The organism is Streptomyces sp. cf386 (genome assembly GCF_900103585.1).
GTDB lineage: Bacteria > Actinomycetota > Actinomycetes > Streptomycetales > Streptomycetaceae > Streptomyces.
Genome location: NZ_FNHV01000029.1, coordinates 36,637 through 57,048 on the forward strand (window position 1 = coordinate 36,637; position 20,412 = coordinate 57,048).

General features: G+C 66.7%; 13 protein-coding genes. 8 read left to right on the top strand and 5 right to left on the bottom strand.

Going from position 1 to position 20,412, the window contains the following annotated elements; translation table 11 throughout:
- Positions 1-276: 276 nt before the first annotated feature.
- From BLU79_RS42760 to BLU79_RS50185, 3 genes are all read right to left on the bottom strand, one after another.
- A complete protein-coding gene (locus tag BLU79_RS42760; RefSeq protein WP_093911450.1) occupies positions 277-813 on the bottom strand; it encodes a hypothetical protein in 537 nt (178 codons plus the stop codon).
- A 13-nt stretch (positions 814-826) separates the two neighbouring features.
- On the bottom strand, positions 827-2,887 hold the full coding sequence (locus BLU79_RS42765) for a hypothetical protein (RefSeq protein ID WP_143052571.1): 2,061 nt from the start codon (positions 2,885-2,887) through the stop codon (positions 827-829).
- Positions 2,888-3,031: 144 nt separating this feature from the next.
- Complete coding sequence (locus BLU79_RS50185; protein ID WP_177001405.1) at positions 3,032-3,331, bottom strand: hypothetical protein; 300 nt, start codon at positions 3,329-3,331, stop codon at positions 3,032-3,034.
- 1,142 nt (positions 3,332-4,473) lie between these two features.
- Between BLU79_RS50185 and BLU79_RS42775 the strand changes: the two genes are divergently transcribed.
- The 6 genes from BLU79_RS42775 to BLU79_RS42795 all read left to right on the top strand — a co-directional run bounded on the left by BLU79_RS42775 (position 4,474) and on the right by BLU79_RS42795 (position 7,950).
- Positions 4,474-4,683, top strand: a complete 210-nt coding sequence (locus BLU79_RS42775; protein WP_093911452.1) for a hypothetical protein — start codon at positions 4,474-4,476, stop codon at positions 4,681-4,683.
- A 2-nt stretch (positions 4,684-4,685) separates the two neighbouring features.
- Positions 4,686-5,336: an RNA polymerase sigma factor gene (locus tag BLU79_RS42780; protein WP_177001406.1), complete on the top strand. Its 651-nt coding sequence runs from the start codon at positions 4,686-4,688 to the stop codon at positions 5,334-5,336.
- Positions 5,327-6,082, top strand: coding sequence for a hypothetical protein (locus tag BLU79_RS42785; RefSeq protein ID WP_143052572.1), 756 nt, complete (start codon positions 5,327-5,329; stop codon positions 6,080-6,082). Before BLU79_RS42780 ends, BLU79_RS42785 begins: the two co-directional genes overlap by 10 nt.
- A gap of 129 nt (positions 6,083-6,211) precedes the next feature.
- On the top strand, positions 6,212-6,376 hold the full coding sequence (locus BLU79_RS47680; protein WP_177001407.1) for a hypothetical protein: 165 nt from the start codon (positions 6,212-6,214) through the stop codon (positions 6,374-6,376).
- 307 nt (positions 6,377-6,683) lie between these two features.
- Positions 6,684-7,172 (top strand): hypothetical protein, encoded by a 489-nt coding sequence (locus BLU79_RS42790; protein ID WP_093911455.1) that lies wholly within the window; start codon positions 6,684-6,686, stop codon positions 7,170-7,172.
- Positions 7,173-7,290: 118 nt separating this feature from the next.
- Entirely contained in the window at positions 7,291-7,950 is a 660-nt protein-coding gene (locus tag BLU79_RS42795; protein ID WP_093911456.1) for an HNH endonuclease family protein, read from the top strand.
- Between the two features lie 111 nt (positions 7,951-8,061).
- Here BLU79_RS42795 and BLU79_RS42800 read toward each other — a convergent pair whose 3' ends face one another.
- Together BLU79_RS42800 and BLU79_RS42805 are read right to left on the bottom strand one after the other, a co-directional pair.
- Positions 8,062-8,763 (bottom strand): restriction endonuclease, encoded by a 702-nt coding sequence (locus BLU79_RS42800; protein WP_093911457.1) that lies wholly within the window; start codon positions 8,761-8,763, stop codon positions 8,062-8,064.
- A complete protein-coding gene (locus BLU79_RS42805) occupies positions 8,760-9,026 on the bottom strand; it encodes a hypothetical protein (protein WP_256333685.1) in 267 nt (88 codons plus the stop codon). The genes BLU79_RS42800 and BLU79_RS42805 overlap by 4 nt, the downstream gene beginning before the upstream one ends.
- A 1,079-nt stretch (positions 9,027-10,105) precedes the next feature.
- On the opposite strand from BLU79_RS42805, the gene BLU79_RS42810 reads away from it, so the two are divergent.
- Both BLU79_RS42810 and BLU79_RS42815 read left to right on the top strand, forming a co-directional pair.
- Positions 10,106-13,714, top strand: a complete 3,609-nt coding sequence (locus BLU79_RS42810) for a laminin G domain-containing protein (protein WP_093911459.1) — start codon at positions 10,106-10,108, stop codon at positions 13,712-13,714.
- Between the two features lie 152 nt (positions 13,715-13,866).
- On the top strand, positions 13,867-20,340 hold the full coding sequence (locus BLU79_RS42815; RefSeq protein WP_093911460.1) for an RHS repeat domain-containing protein: 6,474 nt from the start codon (positions 13,867-13,869) through the stop codon (positions 20,338-20,340).
- Positions 20,341-20,412: the final 72 nt, after the last annotated feature.

A 20,412-nucleotide genomic window follows, 5' to 3' on the forward strand; every position in this document is an offset into this window, starting at 1 on the left:
GTGCGGACGGCCCGACCCGGACGCCGGTGGAGTTGTCGCTGCTCGCGACACGACGGCGAGCTGCTCGACAGGCTCCCGGACACCTTCGCCGACGATCGTGAGATGCAGTCGTCCGCCTCTTCCGCCTGTACGTCTACAGGGGCTCTGATTCTCCTCGCCGCACGCTCGCCCATCCCGTCTCCCCCGTGCGGGGACGTCTTGCGCCGGGCTGCGGAGCCGGCCACCCCGCAGGCGGAGCTGGCGACGGAGAGTACCTGCAGCGCCGTGAGCGCGGGGTCAGCCGGTGTCATCGGCACGGCGCGGTTGCCAGTTCCCCCGTTCGCGCCACTCATTGAAGGGGGCGACCCCCGCCAGGCCAGAGTGGACTGCCGCCAGGCCGTCGGCGAAGTCGGCCGCCAGCGTGGTCAGCATGTCCATGAGTTCACCCTGGGGAAGTCGCTCCCACTCCGGGTCCGGTACCCACTGTGTTCGCGAGGCGCAGTGGATGGCCACGGCCCCGCCTTCCGCGCGGAAGGTCAGCGTTCTCTCGATGCCCTGGGAGTAGAGGTCGATCTCCACCTCCCGATGTGCCCTCAGCCCCGCGAGCAGATCCGGGAACTGCTCCATGAACGCGGACAGGTCGTACGACACGTCGAGCGGCCACTCTGGCGTGCCGAAGCCGCTCATGTGGAAACTGCCGTCCCCGGCCTCGGCGAGAGCTTCGCACGCCTCCATGACCAGGGTTTCGTACTCCTCGTCCGGTTCCGAGGGAACCGGGACGCTGGCGGGGGCGCCCCTGTGTGCGGGTGGGCGGAACGATACCGAAAAGCTCATGCCCTCAAGTTTCCTATGCCAGGTCAACGACCGGGTATGCCGTGCGGTAGAGCCCGCCCGGGCCAGGGACGAGGGTGGCCGCCCGGGCGGGGACGATGGTTCCGTCCGGCATGATCACCTGTCCGAGCCCTTCTGGGATGCGCACCCTGCGGGGGCCGGAGCCGGGTACGTGGGTGCTGCGCAGGAACTGCGCGGCGGCGTCGTTGTCCAGCCATTGGCCCTGTTGGTTGCCGGTGTTGCGGGCGCGGTCGGTCAGCTTCTTCGTGTTCTTCGCGCCTGCGCCATGGGTTTTGAAGCTGTGCCCGAAGGTCTTCACGCTCTTGGCCGACCAGTTCACACAGTCTTCGTCACTGGCGGGCCGCGCCGCAGGCCAGGTCGACCGTTTGTGGTCGGCCAAGGCTGCGGTGTACCGGACTTCGTGGACGCCGCCTCGGACCGGCTCCTCGAGGATGCCGGGGATGTGGTGGGTCGCCCCCGAGGCGCCGCGGGAGGCGGAGCAGTTCGCGCCGTCGCGTTCCTGCCGCACCTTGTCGACCAGCCTCTTGACCTCGATCGTCGCCAGGGCGCGGGCTGTGATCAGGGTGTCGGCGCGGTAAGGGACTTGATACTGAACCGGGCGGCCGCCGCTGGCCCGGGATCGGGCCCTTGCCTCGGCCTTCTTCTGCGCCTCGACCGAGGCGAAGGTGGGACCGGCGCCAGGATTGGAACAGGACAGGTTGCCGGAGACGCTGGTGCTGGTGACCGCGAAGGAGCTTTGCGGGCTGGTGCACTGGCCTGCGGGCCTGCCGTCGATGCTGAAGGAGGCGGTCATCACTGCGGTGACCTTGCCGTCCACCAGACGGCTCTTTGCGCTGGTGGTGATCTGCCCGGCGAAGCTGTTCCTGGCCGTGCACCCGCCCGAACCACAGTGCACCGTTCCCGAACCGCTGAGGTTCAGGGTGATGCCACTGTCGGTGGCGTTGTTCAGCTCTTTTGCCTGCTTCTCCAGGGTGTCGAACATGGTGTCGGCGGCATCCCCGGTGACGGGCGCCAGGTCCAGGCCGTCGGAATCGCTGCCCTGGAGTGGGCCGTCCGTCACCTCGGGGGTTTCGGAGGGATCCTCGTCCTCGGCGGCTCTCTGGGACATGGCGTGAGCGAACCGGACCGAGGACGGCTCAGTCTCGCCACCGGAGGCCCCGGCCGGCCAGGAGAGGCCGTAGGGCTCCAGGCGCAGCACCCGGTGGGGCTTCTTCTCACTGACGAGCAGTCGACCCATCGAGGTGTCCACCGCGAGGGCGGGTGTGCGGTTCACCGTGGGTGGCTTCGCAGATTCGCTGGGGGCAGGCGTCTTCTCCAGCGCGTTCAGGGCCTGGGAGAGCTGGAGCGCCAGCAGGGCCGGGGACGGCCTGCGTTCGACGATCTCCTTCGTATCGCGGACGTCGCTCTCTTCCGCGGCCGTCCATGTGTCAGAGGCTTCGGAACCTTGCTGCGTACCTTGCCGGGTGAAGGTCCTGCCACCGATGTGCAGGATCTCGCGGTCAAGTCCGCCGTTGCCCAAGCCGCTGGTACCGAAGCTGCTGCCGGAGGCGGTGACCGTGATGTCCCGCTTCATCAGGCCGGCGGCGGAGTCCTCGTATCGCAGGCCAGGAGAATCGGCCAGCACCGTCACAGCCTGCCGGAACGGTCCCAGGTCCCGTTTGGCCTCCGGCTCCTTGGAGCCCGAGGTGTTGTTCCAGACCAGCAGCCCGGCCAGCAGCGCGGCGATCAGGACACCGGCGCCGCCGAACAGCAGGAGGCGCCTGCGCCGCTCGGCGGACGGCAGTCGTTGTCCCTGCCCGCCCGGCGGCGGAAAAGGAGGGCCGTACAGAGGGCCGTGGGGAGGGTAGGGCGGCGGTGAGAAGGGTGCACCCTGCTGGGGCGGGCCTTGTGGTGGTGGCCCAAACGAGCCGGGCGGAGAGGCGTATGCGGAGTACGGAGGTGGGGCGGCCGGAGGGACTGGGAGCGGCGGCCCGAAAGTGCCGGGCGGCGGGCCGTCCGGGGAATCCTGCTGTGGCTGGCCCGTCGGGGGCCGGTGTGCGTCTTCGTGCTCCGTCAAGGTGATCCCCCGTGTGGTCTGCGGGCCGCCGTCTCTTTGAATGCGGGACCGTTGCGCCCTGACTTTCATGGCCGCCGAGCCCGGAACGGTGCCTCGGCGGCGGCAGGATTCGATCGCTGGGAACAGTGTGGAGGTGACGCAACGTCACGCGCCGCTGCTTTCCGGACAACCGGTCCTGGACGCGTCGCGGGCCTCCCCGGGGCTGGCCCGGTAGGCGTCCAGGAGGGCCACTTGCCACGCCCACCATGCCCGCGCCATGTCCGTGCCCAGGCGGGCCTTGCGCTCGGGGGTCGGGAACTGCTCCGGGCGCAGGTTCCCGGCGTCCAGGGAGGTGCCGACGTCGGCGAGCGCCCAGTGCACGCCGACCGTGTACAGGTCGACGCGGCCGGGCTGATGCTGAACAGACGCCCCGGCGGAACGGCCGGGGCAGCCGGCGGGCGACACGGCGGGCTTCCTCGGTCATTGCCAGAGCCTCCGCGCGCCCGCGGCCCGCCGCGGGCGGCGGTGTAGGCGAGGGTGCACAGCATCTGCGCTTACGCGGTCTCCGCGGCGTCGCTCCACAGCCCGGTCGCCTCCAGGTCGGCGGGCTGCGGAGCTCATCAGGCGCTGGGCAGCATCGTGTTGGTCCTGGTCGCGCAGCACAATCGCCAGTTCCCGCGCGGCGGCGGCCGCTGCGAGCGGAGAGCCGGGCGCGCCCGTAGGAGCCAGCCTTGATTAGCACAGCGGAGGTGAGGCTGTACGCAGAGGAGAGCCGGGCTTGGTCCAGCGCGCTGCGGGAGTTGGTGCCCTGGCGGGCGTCCGCAGCGAGGTCGGGCAGCAGGTCCACGAGCCGTGCGTGGGAACTCTCCGGCCCCGCCTGCCGCGGAAGTGGCATGCACGGACGAGCAGTTGGCTGCTGGCTGCTGGCTGCTGGTGTTCGACAACGCCGAGCTGTCCGACATCGCAGTCCACTCGATCGGCGCAATCGCCCCACTTTGACAAGCATTTCTCGTGAGAATCAATGCCAACGAGGCGTGAATTTCCTTTACTTCGAAGAATATTAGGCATGAATGCACAACATCCTCAGGAGCGAACACTCACCCGATTCACTCTTTCGAGTGTGACGTGCCTCACAGTCGCGATGGGTCAATCGGCCATCTGCCGTTGGAATGGGTGAAGGAAGACGTATGCCTGCGTCGACCTGACGGGTCCGCCGCCGCCGCTTTGGGAAGAGCCGAAGGCGGCGGACCCAAACTCCCCGTTCGGGTGACGCGAGTTGTGCGATAGCTCACGCCAACCGCTCTCGGGCTCAGCCTCTTTCGGCCAGCGTGGCCCGCTCAGCAGCGCGTTTCAAGCTTGCCTCTGACCTGTCAGAGGCCTGCCTTCCTTCCGTGACAGCCGTGCTGCGCTCTTGCAGACTTCACCCAACCCGGGTCCAAGCAACGGCTCTTCCCACCACGCGGCGGACCCATCAGACACGACGCAGGCAAGAGGTAACGCCCATGGGCGATAAGCCCCAGACGGACGCAGCGGCTCAGGCCGCATGCGTAGAACACTCACGACCGTGGAAGCGCCACGGTCGTCGCGGAATCAAGATCACGATCATCGTGATCGAGGTCCTGCGGGTCATCCACGGCGACGCGCAGTGGGATTCGCCCCTCGAGGGCGCTCTCGCGGCCGCCATCGCACTCCTGCTCCTCGAAGCCGTCTACGACATGGTGCGCTTCGTGATCAGTAAGGCTTCGCAGATGGTGCCTGAGCGCGTCGTCCTCGACCGCAGGAGGAACGGCCGACGCCGCATCTCGTTCGGCTGGTAGTCGTGCGCACCCGTGAGAACACCGCTGTTGCCCCGCACGCCACCGCGTGCGGGGCAACAGCCCTGCCTGCGCAGCACAAGGCGAGTAGTGCCCACCGGTACCTTCCTCCCGAGCAGCGCAGCGCACCCGCTGACGCGCTGCTCGAACAGGCCGCCGCTGACTTCCTGCGCGACAAGGACCAGCTACGGGGTTACGTCAGGCGTCACAGCGGTGCCGACGCGGCCACGACCGAGGACCTGCTCCATCAGATCGCCGAGAAGTACATGCGGCGCGTGCAGCAAGAAGGCCCGGTCGAGACGCCGAGCCGCTACCTGGTCGCCGTCGCCAAGAACACCGTCACAGACCACTTCCGCACCACCACGAGGCGAGCCGAAGTGCTGGCCAGCACCAGTGACGACCTGGAGTGGTACCTCGATCTGGAGTCCTCCGCAGAGGAATCCGTCTCCGCATCCACGGAAATGAGGGAACTCTGGCTGAAGATCAGAAGTCTTCCCCCGCGGATGCAGACGGTGCTGGTGATGTCCTACATCGAGGGCCTACCGACCGACAGGATCGCCCGGCATCTGGGGACGTCGTCCACAGCCGTGATGCAGATCCGGCGCCGGGCCGTGAAGAGGCTGCGCGCGATGTACGACGCCCAGCGTTGTCTCTGATCTCGGGTGAAGACGTCATGGTCACGAGCCCGAAGATCATCGGCACCATTCCGATCACCGCACGCCTACCCTACGGAACCAGAAGCCAACTGGAACACCTAGTGCCCTTCTTCAGAGCCGAAGCCGCACGAGCCAGCGCCTTGCCCACGGCTCCCGTCAAGGGCATGAGTCGGCAGGTGGCAGCCTCCCGCCGGTCGCGCTGGAAGCAGGAGATGCAGCAGCTGCGCCGCGCCGGCGAGCTCACCGACACCGTCATCGCTCTGGTCACCGGCGGCCTTGTCAAGGAGATCGCTGGCCGCGAGTGGGACCGGGAGTGGCCCGATCCTCCGCACCAGGCCTACGGCGGGCGGTGGCCGGGCTCCCCGGAAGGCGCATGGCCCGAGAAGCTGACCGTCGACCTGCCCGGCGACCTCGTCCACATCGTTCGCGCTGCATGCTGGAACACGTCGAAGGAGGGCATCTGCCAGCTGTACAGGTGGCATGAACGTCACCCCGCAGCACGGCCCCACTGCCGCACCCGCCCCGGATGCACCGCAGAGGCCCTCGCCGAGTACACCCAACTCACCTCCAAGATCATCACCCCAGGCGTGATCTGGCGGGCCGCTTTCGCCCACGGGATCCACACCGCCGAGGCCCGACACCAGATGCCCGCCCCCGTCCTGATCAGCACCCAGGCGACAGCACCCAGACAACGCTCCTCTACCTCGCGACCAGGCATGAAGGCCGAAATCACAGGGAGGGCCTGAGCCGGAGGCCACAGACAGGTCGATGGCGTATGAGCCCGGCGCGTAAGCACGCCACCGCCCACAAGCCACTACTCAACGTGTACCCGTGCGACTCGAACGGTGTGACTCACCACCCTGGCAGGCGAGGTGATGCCGAATCCCTTACTGACCGAATGGCCGCAGTTCAGCCGCATCGACCCTGCACGGCTCGCCACCCGCACAGCAAACCCGAACGTGATCGACGGACGGGGGACGCTCCACGCGGACACCTGGCGCAAAGCCGGCTGGACCTGCCGAGCCCTCGGCCGCCCCTGAGACCCGGCCCGGCATGCAGGGCCAACAGCAGGGGCGTAAGGCGACCGGCCCGTCGCATCCACTGCGGTTTGGCCGGCTGGACGCACTGCGCATCCATGGCCCGGTCTCAACTGCCCCTGGCCAGCTGAGACCGGGCAGCTCGCCGCAAGCGGGCCCTTCGGCGATGCCGCCGGCCTCGCCGACGCCCCCCTCATCACCCGCACCGACATCGCCCGCGCCTAGCAGACCACGGTGCTCGGTCACAGCGGTATGGCCGGGCCGCGAAGAAGGGGACGACGGCATCGTCGGCGGTGGCCAGGGGAAGGGCATGCACGTGACTGAAGTGGTGACGCTCGTAATCTCGATCGTGTCCCTGTGCACCTCGATATCGGTGTTCTACTGGCAGCGTCGGCATGGGGACTTCGACCTGGCACGCCTGCTGCATGCCGACCTGACAGGCGGCGAGGTGGCCAAGGCCCGTGATGTGCTGGGCGCGCTTGTGCACACGCCTGGCTCGATTCGCGACGATGTTTTTCCTGAGGTGCGGACCGCGTACTTCACGCTCCTGTGGTGTTTCGAGCGGCTCTACGCCGGGCGCAGGGCCATCCAGGACGGCGGTACGGCCAGTCGGCGCCCGCTGCGCTTCCTCGACCGGCTGATCAGCAGTCAGCTGGCGTACTGGGCCGTGAATCTTCCCCGCGTACGGGGCGAACTGGAGCGGCGCCTGGGGCCGATCGAAGACGAACAGTCCCTGTGGGCTTTCGAGGAACTCAAGCGCAGCGTCCTGCCCGCCCGGCAGGAACCACCGCATACTTGAGCTCCACCGTCGGAACCGCAGGGCGTTTCGTTTCTCCGGTATGACCTTTCCACCCACACGGGCGGCGCCTGGGGGAAATTGCTGATCACGCCCCATTCCGGGTGGCTATCAACGGCACATGGTCAACGCTGTCCTGCGCGGCCTCGCAGCCGTCGCCCTCGCCGTCCTACCCGCCAGCGTCTCCGCCCCTGCCCACGCCGCGGAGACCCTGCCACTGGCCGAAGCCGTCGCCGGCCTGCCCGTGGCCACCGAGTCCCGCGACGGTTACAGCCGTGACAAGTTCCGCCACTGGAACACCGGTGACGACCCAGCCGACGGCTGCAACACCCGCGCCGAGGTCCTCATCCATGAGGCGGTCACCCCGCCCGCCGTCGGCCCCGGCTGCCGCCTGACCGGCGGGAGTTGGTGGTCGTACTACGACGCCATCGTCGTGACGTCAGCGTCCGGACTCGACATCGACCACATGGTGCCCCTCGCCGAAGCATGGGACAGCGGCGCATCGGCCTGGACCCCACAGCGTCGGGAAACGTACGCCAACGACCAAGGCGCCGAGCCCTCGCTCGTCGCTGTCACCGCACGCTCTAACCGCAGCAAAGCCGACCAGGACCCGGCTGAATGGCTGCCACCCGCCACCGACGTCCACTGCCGGTACCTCGCCGAGTGGGTGGGCACCAAGCTCCGCTGGGACCTGGCAGTCGACGATGCCGAGCTGGACGCGTTGGAGGACATGGCCATGGGCTGCCCCGGCCAGACGGTGACGTACGAACCCGCCCCCTGACTGAGCATGCCACCGGCCTCGCCGTCCCCGTACCGGCAGTGAGCGGCGGCCGGTGGCCGTTCCGCAGCGCGGATGCGCACGATGCCGGGCCGTTGGCTAGAGCCGAACTGCTCAGGAAAGCGGGGACGGCCTGCGGGGCGGAGGCAGCGCGGACAGCAGCTCCCACAGCGGCTGCGATCCCGAGGACCAAGAGCCAAGCAGCTGGCGGTCAACGAGGTGCAAGCGCTGCTGGCGAGCGAAGTCACGGCCAGGCTGGGTGATCCTGCCGTTGGTCACCATCACCACCACATCCGCCTTGTGGACCGGGCGTCCCGTTCCGTTGAGCACCTGCAGCTCCGGAGTGCCCACGGCAGCGCCCCGCTCGCCGTGTCGGCGGTGCTTGCATTGGATCACCCAGCGGCGCCCCAGCGGGTCTGTCGCTTTCACGTCCGCCCCGAGATCTCCTTGCCCGCCGACCTGGACGGCGTCGGTGCAGCCGTCCCGGCGCATGAGGTCCCGGATCGCGTATTCGAACTGCCGGTGGGAGAGCGTGTCCAGCTGGGCCAGCCCGTAGCGCAGAGCACGCGCGTGGCCCCGTTCCCACTGCTCGCGCTGTGCCCGCTGCTGCCACCACCCGATGCCGCCTACAACGGCGAGTACGGCCGCGATGAGCAGCAGCCACCAGTGTGCGAGCAGCCAGTTGACCACCGTCACCACCAGGCTGACTGCCGCCACCACGACCACGCACAGGACGACGAACTGCGCATCCTGTTGCTGCCTGCGGCGGTTGGGGCGCCGGGCGGACCTTCGCCGGGCCGGTGGGCGCCGGGTCATCGTTCACCGCCCAGAGCGGAGAAGTCGATCGGGTACGACACACTCGGTGTGGGTGCCGGCTGCTTCAGTGCGGGGATGTCGAACTTGACCGGGTACGACACCGTGGGGCGCGGCACAGCTGTCCTCGGTGCGCTGTTGGTGGAGTGCTCGAAGCGGATCGGGTACGTCACGGGCGGCTCGGGCGACGTGGTGTTCGCTCCGTTCGTCGTTGAGGCGTTGCCGATGCCGAGTACGACCAGGCCGACGATGGCGAAGGCGGTCATCTCCCGGCGCGCGCCCGGCGCCCATCGAGAGTGTCCGCGTACTGGTGTCCCGTCGGAGCGCACGTACGGCCGGACGAATGGCAAGTGGTCCTCCCTGGGGCGATCGTGATGTCATCCCCGCCATGCTGACTCCTGGCACTGACAGTCGATCACCAAATGGGTTCCAACTCCTCTGATTCGGCGGCAAGTTCAGGTCACCGTCTGCAGGTCTTACGGCAACTGGACGCTTGCGTCACCCAACCTTTTGCCGCGTTCACCGGCGGCCGAGGCACGCGTCGCCGGCAGCTGTTGGAGGCAGCGTCACCAGGGACAAGGGCAAGCGGCCGGGCCTTCGTAATGCGCGGCGGAGTACCGCTTGCGTAATTGGCGCCTGCTCGGGCAGATGGTGATGGAATCGGCCATTTCCGGGCGATGCAATGTTGCGGCGAGCGAGGGGGGGGGTGTGCCGCAGGCTGGGCACCCTTCGCGGGTGAGAGCTGCAGGCAGAACGGGTTTGCAGTGTTGGGCCTGGCTCGGCTGCCTTGGCTGGGTGACTTCCGCGACCGGGCGGCCTGTGGCGAGCTGAGCCTGCGTCAAGCCCGCCTGGTTTTTCCGGAGAACGAGCGAGCCGGGGGCGAAAGGCCTGCGCTGAGCGCGGATCGGCCATGTCGCCGAAGTGATTTGGCTGCGTTTCGCCTGGCTTCTGGACAGCCCATGGCCCACCTGCGGCCGGCGCCTGGATCCGTATCGGGGCTGATCCTCTGGTTAGGTCCGCGTCACCTGCCGGCCACCCGGTGACGCGAAGACCCCAGAGGACCATCCGGGCAGGTCAGGCGCATTCGTGCAGTCCGAATGTGACCTGCAGCACGGGGGATTGACCAAATTGAGTAACTCCACGTTAACTCTGCGCATCCTGTGGAAGTCTTGTGGCTGGAGTGGACGCCGTGAATTTGGGGTGGGGTGTGGCGCCCGCGTTGAGGGGGCGAAGAAGTCGTGGTGTGTTGCTGGGTGGTTTGGCCACCGCGCTGGTCTTGTCGGCGCTGCCGGCAATGCCGATAGCGGAAGCCGCGCCGCTTGCAACCGCAGAGGCAGAGTCGGGGATGGTCGACGAGTCGACTGCGTTGGCGCAGGCGCAGGCTTCGGGTGCGCCAGTGGAGGTGACGGCGGACCGCACGGAGTACTCCACAACACATGCCAATCCGGACGGCACGTTCACACTTACCCAGTCCTCGACACCTCAGCGCGTCAAGGAGGACGACGGTGGTTGGGGAACTGTCGACCCGACGCTGGAGCGTCGGCCCGATGGACGCATTGCTCCCAAGGGCGCTGCGGTCGACCTGTCCTTCTCTGACGGTGGTTCGGGAGCGGACATGCTCCGCCTGGGCAAGGACGATCGGTCGGTCACCCTCGGATGGCGTGATGCGCTTCCCAAGCCGACTTTGGACGGGGCCACGGCAACCTACGCCAACGTCTTCGACGGTGTGGACTTGCAGTTGACCGCTACCGCCGAGGGCTACCGTGAAGTGCTGGTCGTCAAGACCCCCGAGGCGGCGGAGAACCCCGCGCTGGAGCAGGTGGAGCTCGCGGCATCCGGGGACGGACTCACGGTGGTACCAGGCGCCGGCGGCGGTCTGCGCGCCCTTGACGAGGACGGAAACGCGGTCTTTCGCGGTCCCGCGGGACAGATGTGGGACTCCGCCGGCGATGCGGAGTCAGGTCCCCAGACCCAACTCTTCACTGCCGACACGGGCGTTGCGGCCAACGGCGAACCGCAGAACGACCCCTCACAGCCCGATGCGGGCGATGCCAGTGCCGTACTGCCGGTGCAGGTGAACGACGGCACTGTGGCCGTGCAGCCGGACCTGGAGTTGCTGCGCGGTGAGGACACCGTCTACCCGGTCTACATCGACCCCTCCATCGGTCTGGGCGCCCAGGAGCGCACGAAGATCTCCTCCGACGAGGACGAGTTCTGGATGTTCGAGGGCGACAAGGGCGTCGGCAAGTGCGGAACCGCGGACGGCTACTACTGCGGCGGCGGTTATGTCGATCGCATGTACTTCGAGTTCGCGCCGACAAAGCTCTCCGGCAAGTACGTGCTGGACGCCACCTTCCGCGCTCGGGAGACGTGGTCGTTCAACTGCGACCCGCACTGGGTCGACTTGGAGCGCACCGACAACATCTCCGAGGCCACCAACTGGCCAGGGCCTAAGCAACTCGACCAGATGGGCGACCGCTACATCTCCGCAGGGCGCGGCAGTCTGTGTGCCCCAGACCAGCCGGATGCCTGGATCGAGTTCAACGACAACCCGGACGAGTCGGACGAGAACCTGAAGAACACCGTCCGTTCCTTCGCGGACGGCAAGATCAATCGTTTGACGCTGATGCTGCGGGCCAAGGACGAGGGCGATCCGCGGGCCTGGAAGCGGTTCGACGACAATGCCGAACTGCAGGTCACCTTCGCGTACAAGCCTGGTGTGCCGACGGATGTTGGTCTCATCCCGGGCAACGGCACGACGGCGTACTGCAAGAAGTCGTCGTCGGATCCGCTGATCGTTACTCGTAAGGACCCGATGGTGCAGGCTCGGGTCCAGACGCAGGTCGAGTCGCACAAGGGTGATGAGGAAGGCTCTTTGCAGGCCGAGTTCGTCGTGGAGCGTGGTGACGACGCCGCTTGGCACCAGGTGTGGACCGGGCACTCCCCCGATACTGGCTGGCACCCGGACGGCACGCTGGAGAAGCTCCGTACCAGCGAGCGCGCCGACGGCGGGCTCTACCGCTACAAGGCCCGTACTCAGTCCCACTGGTCCTACAGCGGCAAGACCGGTGACCTCTGGTCCTCCTACAGCCCCTGGTGCTACTTCAAGGTCGATTCTTCGGCTCCGAAGGAGCCACGGATTACTTCCGTTTCCCCGTACACCGAGTGCGCCACTGTCTGCGAAGGCAAGGGAGGTCCGGGCGTGCCCGGCACCTTCACCTTCGAGCCCAATACGGCGGACATCAGGTCCGGCAAGACCGATGTGACGGCCTATGAGTGGAAGCTGCTGAACACTCCCGCCAAATCGGTTTCCGGAAGCCTGAAGGTCACGGTCTCGAACGTGACTCCGCCGCTGGCGGGAACCCAGGTTCTGTCGGTACGGGCCAAGGACGTCTACAACCGGTGGGGCGCCTACCAGGAGTTCATCTTCAAGGTGGCGCCCGCCGAGGCTGAAGTTGGCCGCTGGCACCTTGACGGCGTGCCGGACTCCGGAGTGATGACGGCCAAGGACACCGCTACCGTGGGACCCCGTCATGACGCGACCCTGGTGGGAGCCGACGGGACCGGCTGGTCGACCAGAGCACGCCGCGGCGAACTCGACTACTCGCTTCGCCTGAACGACGACACCACTGATCCCGCAAAGCAGACCGGACATGCGGCGACGGCAACCCCTGCCATCAATACCCAGGAGTCGTTCACTGTCTCCGCCTGGGTGCAGTTGTCCAACGCCTCAGCCAACCGGGCCGTGCTGTCCGCGCCTGGCACCAACGGCAGCGCGTTCACGCTCTACTACTCCGCTTCCTATAAGAAGTGGGTGTTCAACCGCACGGACAAGGACCTCACGAGCCCGGCATACATCCGGTCCCTGGCTGACCGTGAGAATCCGCCACTGAACGTGTGGACGCACGTGGCAGGCGTGTTCAAGACGGAAGGCGACGATGACCTCCCCGACACCGACCCGACCAACGACACCATCCAGCTGTTCGTCAACGGCCAGCCCCAGGGCCAACCGGTAATTCTGTCCAAGGCAGCGTCCACCTACACGCCATGGACCTCCAACGGGGGACTGCAGTTCGGTCGCGCCAAGGCGGGTGGCAGCTACGGTGACTACCATTTCGGCCTGCTCGATGAAGTCGCTGTGTGGCAGCGCTCCCTGGACCCGGCGGAAATCGCGGACGAAGCCAAGCTCATGCAAGACGGTGTGCCGGCCAACGAACTGGTCGCCCAGTGGGACGCCACAGCGGCCAAGGGCAGCCAGATCGCCGAGAGCACGGCCTACCCGCTGCCGGCGCTGACGCTGTCGGGTACCGGCGCAACCCTGAACGAGGAGGACAACGCTCTGTTCCTGGACGGGACAGCTGGGTACGCCGCGGCCGCGGGGCCGGCCATCGACGAGAGCGGCTCGTTCACGGTCTCGGCGAACGTCCGCCTGGATTCGACTGTCCTCGGAGCCAAGCCGGTCGGGTACCAAGCACAGGTCGCTGCCCAGCGCATGGGGGGCGAGTCCTCCTGGGCTCTGTGGGTGATGAAGCCCGAAGCGGGCGTCTACCAGTGGAAGTTCACCCGCACGGCGGTGGGCGCCGATGGCAAGGTCACCCAGAGCGCGGAAGTGCCGGCCGCGGATGTGGCAGCGACCGACACCTGGGTGCAGATCACCGGCACCTTCGATGCGCAAGAGACCTGGGAGTGGACCAACCCCTCCGACGGCGCGACAGAGACTCGCTACGGCAAGCTGCACCTGTACGTCGGCGAGTACGACCAGCCCTCCGAAGGGGCAGCCGGCTTCACGACCCCGCAGCAGGGCAGCGGCGAACTGAGCCTGGGCCGCGGAACCACCGCCAACAGCACCGGCAACTATCTGCCCGGCGGCCTTCAGAAATTGCGGATCTGGGCCGGAGCCATGACCGCCGACCAGGTCCGCTCGCAGGTCCTCGCCACTCCCGACAACATCTGACGCCCCCTACACCGCTGCCGGGTGGATGCGCGTGAGCGCCACCGCCCGGCAGCGGTGACGGGTCCGTAGTTCCTCCCCCTTGCCCTTCCTTTCCGTTCTCAACGGCACGCGCCGGCGGGCTCCTGCCCCGGCGCCGCACAGGAAAGAAACACATGATTCCCTTTGGCATACCTCGCCCCGGTCCGGGCCGCAGGGGTGGGACCAGAAGGCTCTGGTCCCGTCACCTCGCCGCGGTCACCGGTCTGGTGATGCTTCCAGGCCTTCTAACCCCAGTAGCCTTCGCCGCAAAGTCGGATCCGCTCGGCGCCCCCCAATTGAAGGAGCCCCGATCGGCCAAGGTCAGCCCGTTCACAGCCAAGGTGAACAAGAAGACCGCCGCCGTGGTGCAGAAAACAGCCGAGGCGGACCGAGCGGCATCCGCACGCGCTCGCCACGACCAGCGACGGCAGGTCACCTGGCCGAAGGCCGGAACGGTGACGCTCGCCATTCCAGGCAAGGGAGCCGCCAAGGGCACGCCCGGATCACTGCCGGTCACGGCCGCCGCACCCGCCAGGGGGACTGCAGCAAAGTCCCTCACCGTCGAGGTACTGGGCCAGAAGGCATCCGCCGGCTTCGGCGTCAAGGGCGTTGTCCTCAAGGTCACTGCGCCCAAGGGTGGCGGCAAGACCCGCCTCAGCGTCAACTACTCGGCATTCGCCTCCGCTTACGGTGGTGACTGGGCCGGCCGTCTGCGCCTGTTCCGCCTGCCGGACTGTGCCCTGAACGAGCCGTCGAAGGCCAAGTGCCGCAAGCGCACGGAACTGGACTCGGACAACGACCGGGCCAAGAGCCGCATTTCGACGCCGCTGAGTCTGGCATTCGGCGGAGAGCCGATGATGCTGGCGCTGGCAGCGGGTGCACAGTCGGGAGCCGGAAACTACAAGGCGACACCGCTGGCAGCCTCTTCGACCTGGGAGGCGGGCGGTTCGTCGGGGTCGTTCACGTGGTCGTACCCGCTGCGGGTTCCTCCGGCTGCGGCGGGACCGCAACCCGATCTGTCGATCTCGTACGACTCCGGCAGTGTCGACGGACGTACGGCGAACACGAACAATCAGGGCAGCCAGATCGGTGAGGGCTTCGACCTGACGTCGTCGTACATCGAGCGTAAGTACGGCTCCTGTGACGACGACGGCCAGACGGACAAGTACGACCTGTGCTGGAAGTACGACAACGCGTCCCTCGTGTTGAACGGCAAGGCGACCGAGCTCGTCAAGGACGACACCTCGGGCAAGTGGCGCCTGAAGAATGACGACGCCTCCACTGTCACGCACTCGACGGGCGCCGACAACGGCGACGATGGTGACGACATCGTCGCCGGCCAGGGAGACGGCAAGGGCGAGTACTGGACCGTGACCACGGGGAGCGGCACTCGGTACGTCTTCGGCCTCAACAAGCTCGACGGAGCGGGCACCGATGACCGCACCAACTCGGTATGGACCGTCCCGGTCTTCGGTGATGACGACAAGGAGCCCGGCTACAGCAGCGGGTCGTCGTTCTCCGGCCGTGCCAAGACCCAGGCCTGGCGCTGGAACCTCGACTACGTCGAGGACACCCACAACAACGCCATGTCGTACTGGTACACGGCCGAGCAGAACAACTACGACAAGCTGGGCGACGACACCACCGGAACCGGCTACACCCGCGGCGGTTACCTCAAGGAGATCCGCTACGGCCAGCGTGCGGGTGCCCTCTTCTCCGGTTCCCCCGCGGCCTCTGACAAGGTCGTCCTCTCGTACGCCGAGCGCTGCGATTCGTCGATCAGCAACTGCGACTCGCTGACCGAGGACACCCGCGACAACTGGCCGGACGTGCCGTTCGACGCCATCTGCAAGGACGGCGACAAGTGCACCGGCAACACCGGTCCCACCTTCTTCACACGCAAGCGCCTGACGGGCATCACCACATACGCGTGGAACGCGGCTGCCGCAACCCCGGCCTTCGAGCCGGTGGACGCTTGGACCCTCAAGCAGCGGTACCTGGACCCGGGTGACACCGGTGACTCCACGGATCAGTCGCTGTGGCTGGAGGAGATCCGCCACACGGGCAAGCGTGGCACCGATCTGACTCTGGATCCCGTGACATTCACGCACGAGATGCGGGCCAACCGCGTGGATGGCAAAACGGACAACATCCTGCCGCTCCACAAGCCGCGCCTGAAGACGGTCACCTCGGAGACCGGCGCGCAGACCATCGTCACCTACCTGAATGCCGACTGCGTTGCGGGTCAGGCCAAGCCGAAGGCCGACACGAACACCAAGCGCTGCTACCCGGTGTACTGGTCGCCCAACGGGGAGAAGGAGCCGATTCTCGACTGGTTCCAGAAGTACCCGGTCAGTTCGGTGTCCACCACCGATCCCCGTGGCGGCTCGGAGGCGGTGCAACACGCCTACCAGTACTCCTCGGACGGTGGGGCCTGGCACTACAACGAGGACCCGATGACTCCCGCCAAGGAGCGCACCTGGTCCATCTGGCGAGGCTTCCAGAAGGTCACCCACCTCGTGGGCGTCTCGACAGGCACCCAAAGCAAAACGGTCACCGTCTACCTGCGCGGCATGCACGGAGACCGCGTCCTGGGCTCGGACGGCAAGACCCCGGCCCCGGACACCCGAAAGACCGTGATGGTTTCCGGCATCAAAGCCGGCGCGATCAACGACTCCGATCAGTACGCCGGCTTCGCTCGCGAAACCGTCACCTACAACGGCGACACCGAAGTCACCGGCACGATCAACGACCCCTGGTCGAAGCGGACAGCCACCCAGCACAAGTCCTACGCCGACACCGAGGCCTACTACGTCCGCGCCGGCGCCACCCACACCCGTACCAACATCACCAGCGGCATCGCTCCAAGAGACCGTGTCCGCACCGTCGAGACCACGTATGACGACTACGGGATGGCCTCCAAGATCGAAGACCGTGGTGACGACGCCGACAGCAAAGACGACAAGTGCACCGTCAACACCTACGCACGCAACGACGCCTTGGGTATCAACTCGCTGATCTCCCGCGTCCGCGTGGTGGCGAAGCTGTGTCCGACATCGAACGCCGACCTTGACCTGCCCGCGGACTCGTCCCGGCCCGGCGACATCATCTCCGACACGGCGACCGCCTACGATTCCAAGATCTACACGAGTACGCAGACGCCGACCAAGGGCGAGGCCCAGTGGACGGGCCGGGCCAAGGGCTACGCCGCAGACGGCACCCCGACCTGGCAGAAGATCGCCACCACTGACTACGACGCCCTGGGCCGTCCCACGTTGGTCAAGAACGCCAACGACCTGCCCGTATCCGCCACCACGTACGCTCCGACCGCGGCCGGGCCGCTCACTGCGACGGTCGTGACAGACGCCAAGCAATACGGCACCACGACCAAGGTGGACTTCGCCACCGGCTCCCCGCTCAAGGTCACCGACCCGAACAGCAAGATCACTGAATCCGAGTACGACAGCCTCGGCCGCCTCACCAAGGTGTGGCTGCCCAACCGTCTCAAGGCGCTGGGTAAGACTCCGAATTACGTCTACGACTACAAGGTCACCAATGCGGACATGTCCTGGGTGTCCGCCGGCACTCTCAAGGGCGACGGCTCCGGCTACAACACCAGCTACACCTTCTACGACTCGCTGCTGCGCACCCGCCAGACCCAGTCCCCGACCCCGCAGGGCGGCCGGCTCATCTCGCTGACCCTGTACGACACACGGGGCATGGCGGTCAGCCAGCAGTCCGACATCTGGGACAGCACCACACTGCCCAACACCGAGCCGGCGGAGCCCTCCGAAGGCCAGGCCCCGATCCAGACAGACACCACCTACGACGGTGCCGGGCGGGCCATCAAGGCGGTGACCAAGACCAACAGCGTCACCCGCTGGACGATCGACACCACCTACACCGGTGACACGGTCAGCACGAGTGCTCCGGCAGGAGGCCAGGCGGCAGCGGTCGTGACTAACGCCCTCGGCCAGACCACCGAGCGCCTCGAGTACGCAGGTCCCAAGCCGACCGGCACGCCGTACACCACCACCAGCTACACCTACACGCCCTCCGGCCAGCAGGGCACGATCACTGGCCCTGACCAGGCCAAGTGGTCCTACGAGTACGACCTGTTCGGACGCCAGACCGCAGCCGCCGACCCGGACAAGGGCCGGTCCACGATCGCGTACAACACCCTCGACCAGGTCACCAAGACCACCAACGCCAACACCACGAACAACACACTGCTCTACGAGTACGACGACCTCGGCCGCAAGACCGGCATGTGGCAGACCGACAAAACGGATGCCAACAAACTGGCGGCCTGGAAATTCGACACACTCGCCAAGGGACAGCTGGACACGTCCGTCCGCTACGACGGCGGACTGGCAGGCAAGGCCTACACCCAGAAGGTCACCGCTTACGACAACCTGTACCAGGCCACTGGAAGCCAGTTGCTCCTGCCCGACACCGATGCACTGGTGACGGCGGGCGTGCCCAAGACGCTGTCCTTCACCACGGGCTACAACCTGGACGGCACCGTGAGCCAGTCCAGCGCACCTGCGGTGGCAGGCCTCGCGGCGGAGACCGTCTCCTACACCTACAACACCCTTGGGGGGCAGCTCACTGCGAAGGGCACTACCGGCTACCTCCAGGGCGCTGCCTTCTCCCCCCAGGGCGACCTGCGTCAGCTCAGCCTGGGCATGGACGGCACTACGTCCGCGAAAAAGGCGTACATCACCTGGAGCTACGAGAACGGCACCCGCCGCCTCACCCGAGCCCAGACCACGGACGACGTCCACAGCTACCCGCTCCAGGACCTGAATTTCACCCAGGATGACGCGGGCAACGTCACCTCCATCTTCGACACCACCACCCTGGGCGGCACGGCCAAGGCCGACTCCCAGTGCTTCGCCTACGACGGCCACCGCCGCCTGACCGAGGCATGGACCCCGAAGACCGCGGACTGCTCCGCCTCCGGCCGCGTGATGTCCAACATTGACGGCGTGGCTCCGTACTGGACGTCGTTCACATACAACGGGGTCGGCCAACGCACGACGGAAACGCGGCACGCGTCCTCGGGTGACCAGCAGCTCACCACGTACGCGTACAACGAATCGACGGACACCAGAGCGCACACGCTGGACAAGACGACCGGTTTCCGGTCCGGTAGCTATAAGTACGACAGCAGCGGTAACACGATCACCCGCCCCGGTCCCAGCGCCGAGCAGACGCTGACGTGGAACAGCGAGGGGGAGCTGAGCAAGCTCGTCGAGAGCACGAAGGAGACCACCTACCTCTACGACGCGGGCGGCGAACTGCTAATCCGCAGAGCCAAGGGCGATGGCGACACTGTCCTTTATGTGGGCGGCACGGAGGTACGCCTGGGAGTCAAGGGCACGACGAAGACGCTTTCCGGAACGCGTTACTACACGGCCAACGGCCAGACGATCGCCGTGCGCACGGCTGTGTCTGGCACGACGGGCACGAAGCTGAGCTTCCTGGCCGCCGACCACCACGGCACGTCGAGCGTCGCTCTGGATGCGAGCACGTATGCGGTCACCAAGCGCTACAGCGCGCCCTTCGGCGAGTCACGCGGCCCCAAGGCAACCACGTGGCCCGATGACAAGGCCTTCCTGGGCAAGCCGGCCGACGATTCCACTGGGTTGACCCACGTGGGGGCCAGAGAATACGACCCGGGAATCGGACAGTTCATCAGCGTCGACCCACTCCTCGAGGTCGACAAGCACCAAACCCTCAACGGTTACAGCTACTCCGTACAGAATCCCCTCACCCACTCCGACCCCAGCGGACTAGGGCTCGGTTGCGGAGGAGCCGGTGGCGCCCAGGAGGCCTGCCCGACCCGCCCTGACGGCACGCCGGGCAATGGGAGCCCCAACGAAGCCGTCGACTATTCCAAGCCGTACGTGCCACACCCCTGTAACAGCAACTGCGGGACGGCGAGCACCGACAGCTCCGGGCAGACCATGTGGAACAGCGACGGCCAAGTCCTGGCCTGCGCTTACGGACGCTGCGTCGGAAATGTCGATGTCCAACTGAACCTGGGAAACAATCGCGATACCTTCCACGGTCCGCAACCAGAACTCACCGCCAAGGAATTCATTCGGTGGCTCATTGAGGGTCCTGTATGTAATCCAGGATATCCTTGCGAGAACATGTCGATCGGAGTTGTTCCGGTCGGCCCGGGTCGCCCCGGGCCGAAGGGTCCGGGTGGGCCAGAGGCTCCTCTCTCCAAAGGTCGCGTGCAACAACTGAGTGGGGACGCGTACGAAGTGTCTCTAATGAACCGCTTCGGCGGCAAGCCAGGTCCGGACGGGAAGCCCGGGTTTAAAGTAGGGAAAAGGCAATTCGACGGCCGCTACACCCCTGAAGGGTCTGCCCGCGAGGTGTGGTATGAAGCAAAGAGCGGAAAATACTGGGAGCGCCTGAATGGGGACGCGGACGAAATGCTCAGATTCAAGTCGAAACTTGGCGAGTCGCGTCGCATAGCGGTGGAGAATGGCGCAGACTTCCGGGTGGTCTCCGAGAATCCGATCCCGCAGAACATTCAGAATTACTTCCAGAAGAAAGGGTTTGAATGGGAGGTTGTCCCGCGAGGATAGGGTGAGTCGGTAGGCATGACGGATTCCGGAGGGATGCCAAAACGCATCCCTCCGGTAGGCGCGACTGGGAGG

What these genes read in the sequence shown, in the direction of transcription:
- BLU79_RS42760 (WP_093911450.1), bottom strand. Translation starts at nt 813, where the DNA reads ATGAGCTTTTCGGTATCGTTCCGCCCACCCGCACACAGGGGCGCCCCC.
- BLU79_RS47680 (WP_177001407.1), top strand. Translation starts at nt 6,212, where the DNA reads ATGCCGAATCCCTTACTGACCGAATGGCCGCAGTTCAGCCGCATCGAC.
- BLU79_RS42790 (WP_093911455.1), top strand. Translation starts at nt 6,684, where the DNA reads ATGCACGTGACTGAAGTGGTGACGCTCGTAATCTCGATCGTGTCCCTG.
- BLU79_RS42795 (WP_093911456.1), top strand. Translation starts at nt 7,291, where the DNA reads ATGGTCAACGCTGTCCTGCGCGGCCTCGCAGCCGTCGCCCTCGCCGTC.
- BLU79_RS42800 (WP_093911457.1), bottom strand. Translation starts at nt 8,763, where the DNA reads ATGACCCGGCGCCCACCGGCCCGGCGAAGGTCCGCCCGGCGCCCCAAC.
- BLU79_RS42805 (WP_256333685.1), bottom strand. Translation starts at nt 9,026, where the DNA reads ATGACCGCCTTCGCCATCGTCGGCCTGGTCGTACTCGGCATCGGCAAC.
- BLU79_RS42810 (WP_093911459.1), top strand. Translation starts at nt 10,106, where the DNA reads ATGGTCGACGAGTCGACTGCGTTGGCGCAGGCGCAGGCTTCGGGTGCG.
- BLU79_RS42815 (WP_093911460.1), top strand. Translation starts at nt 13,867, where the DNA reads ATGATTCCCTTTGGCATACCTCGCCCCGGTCCGGGCCGCAGGGGTGGG.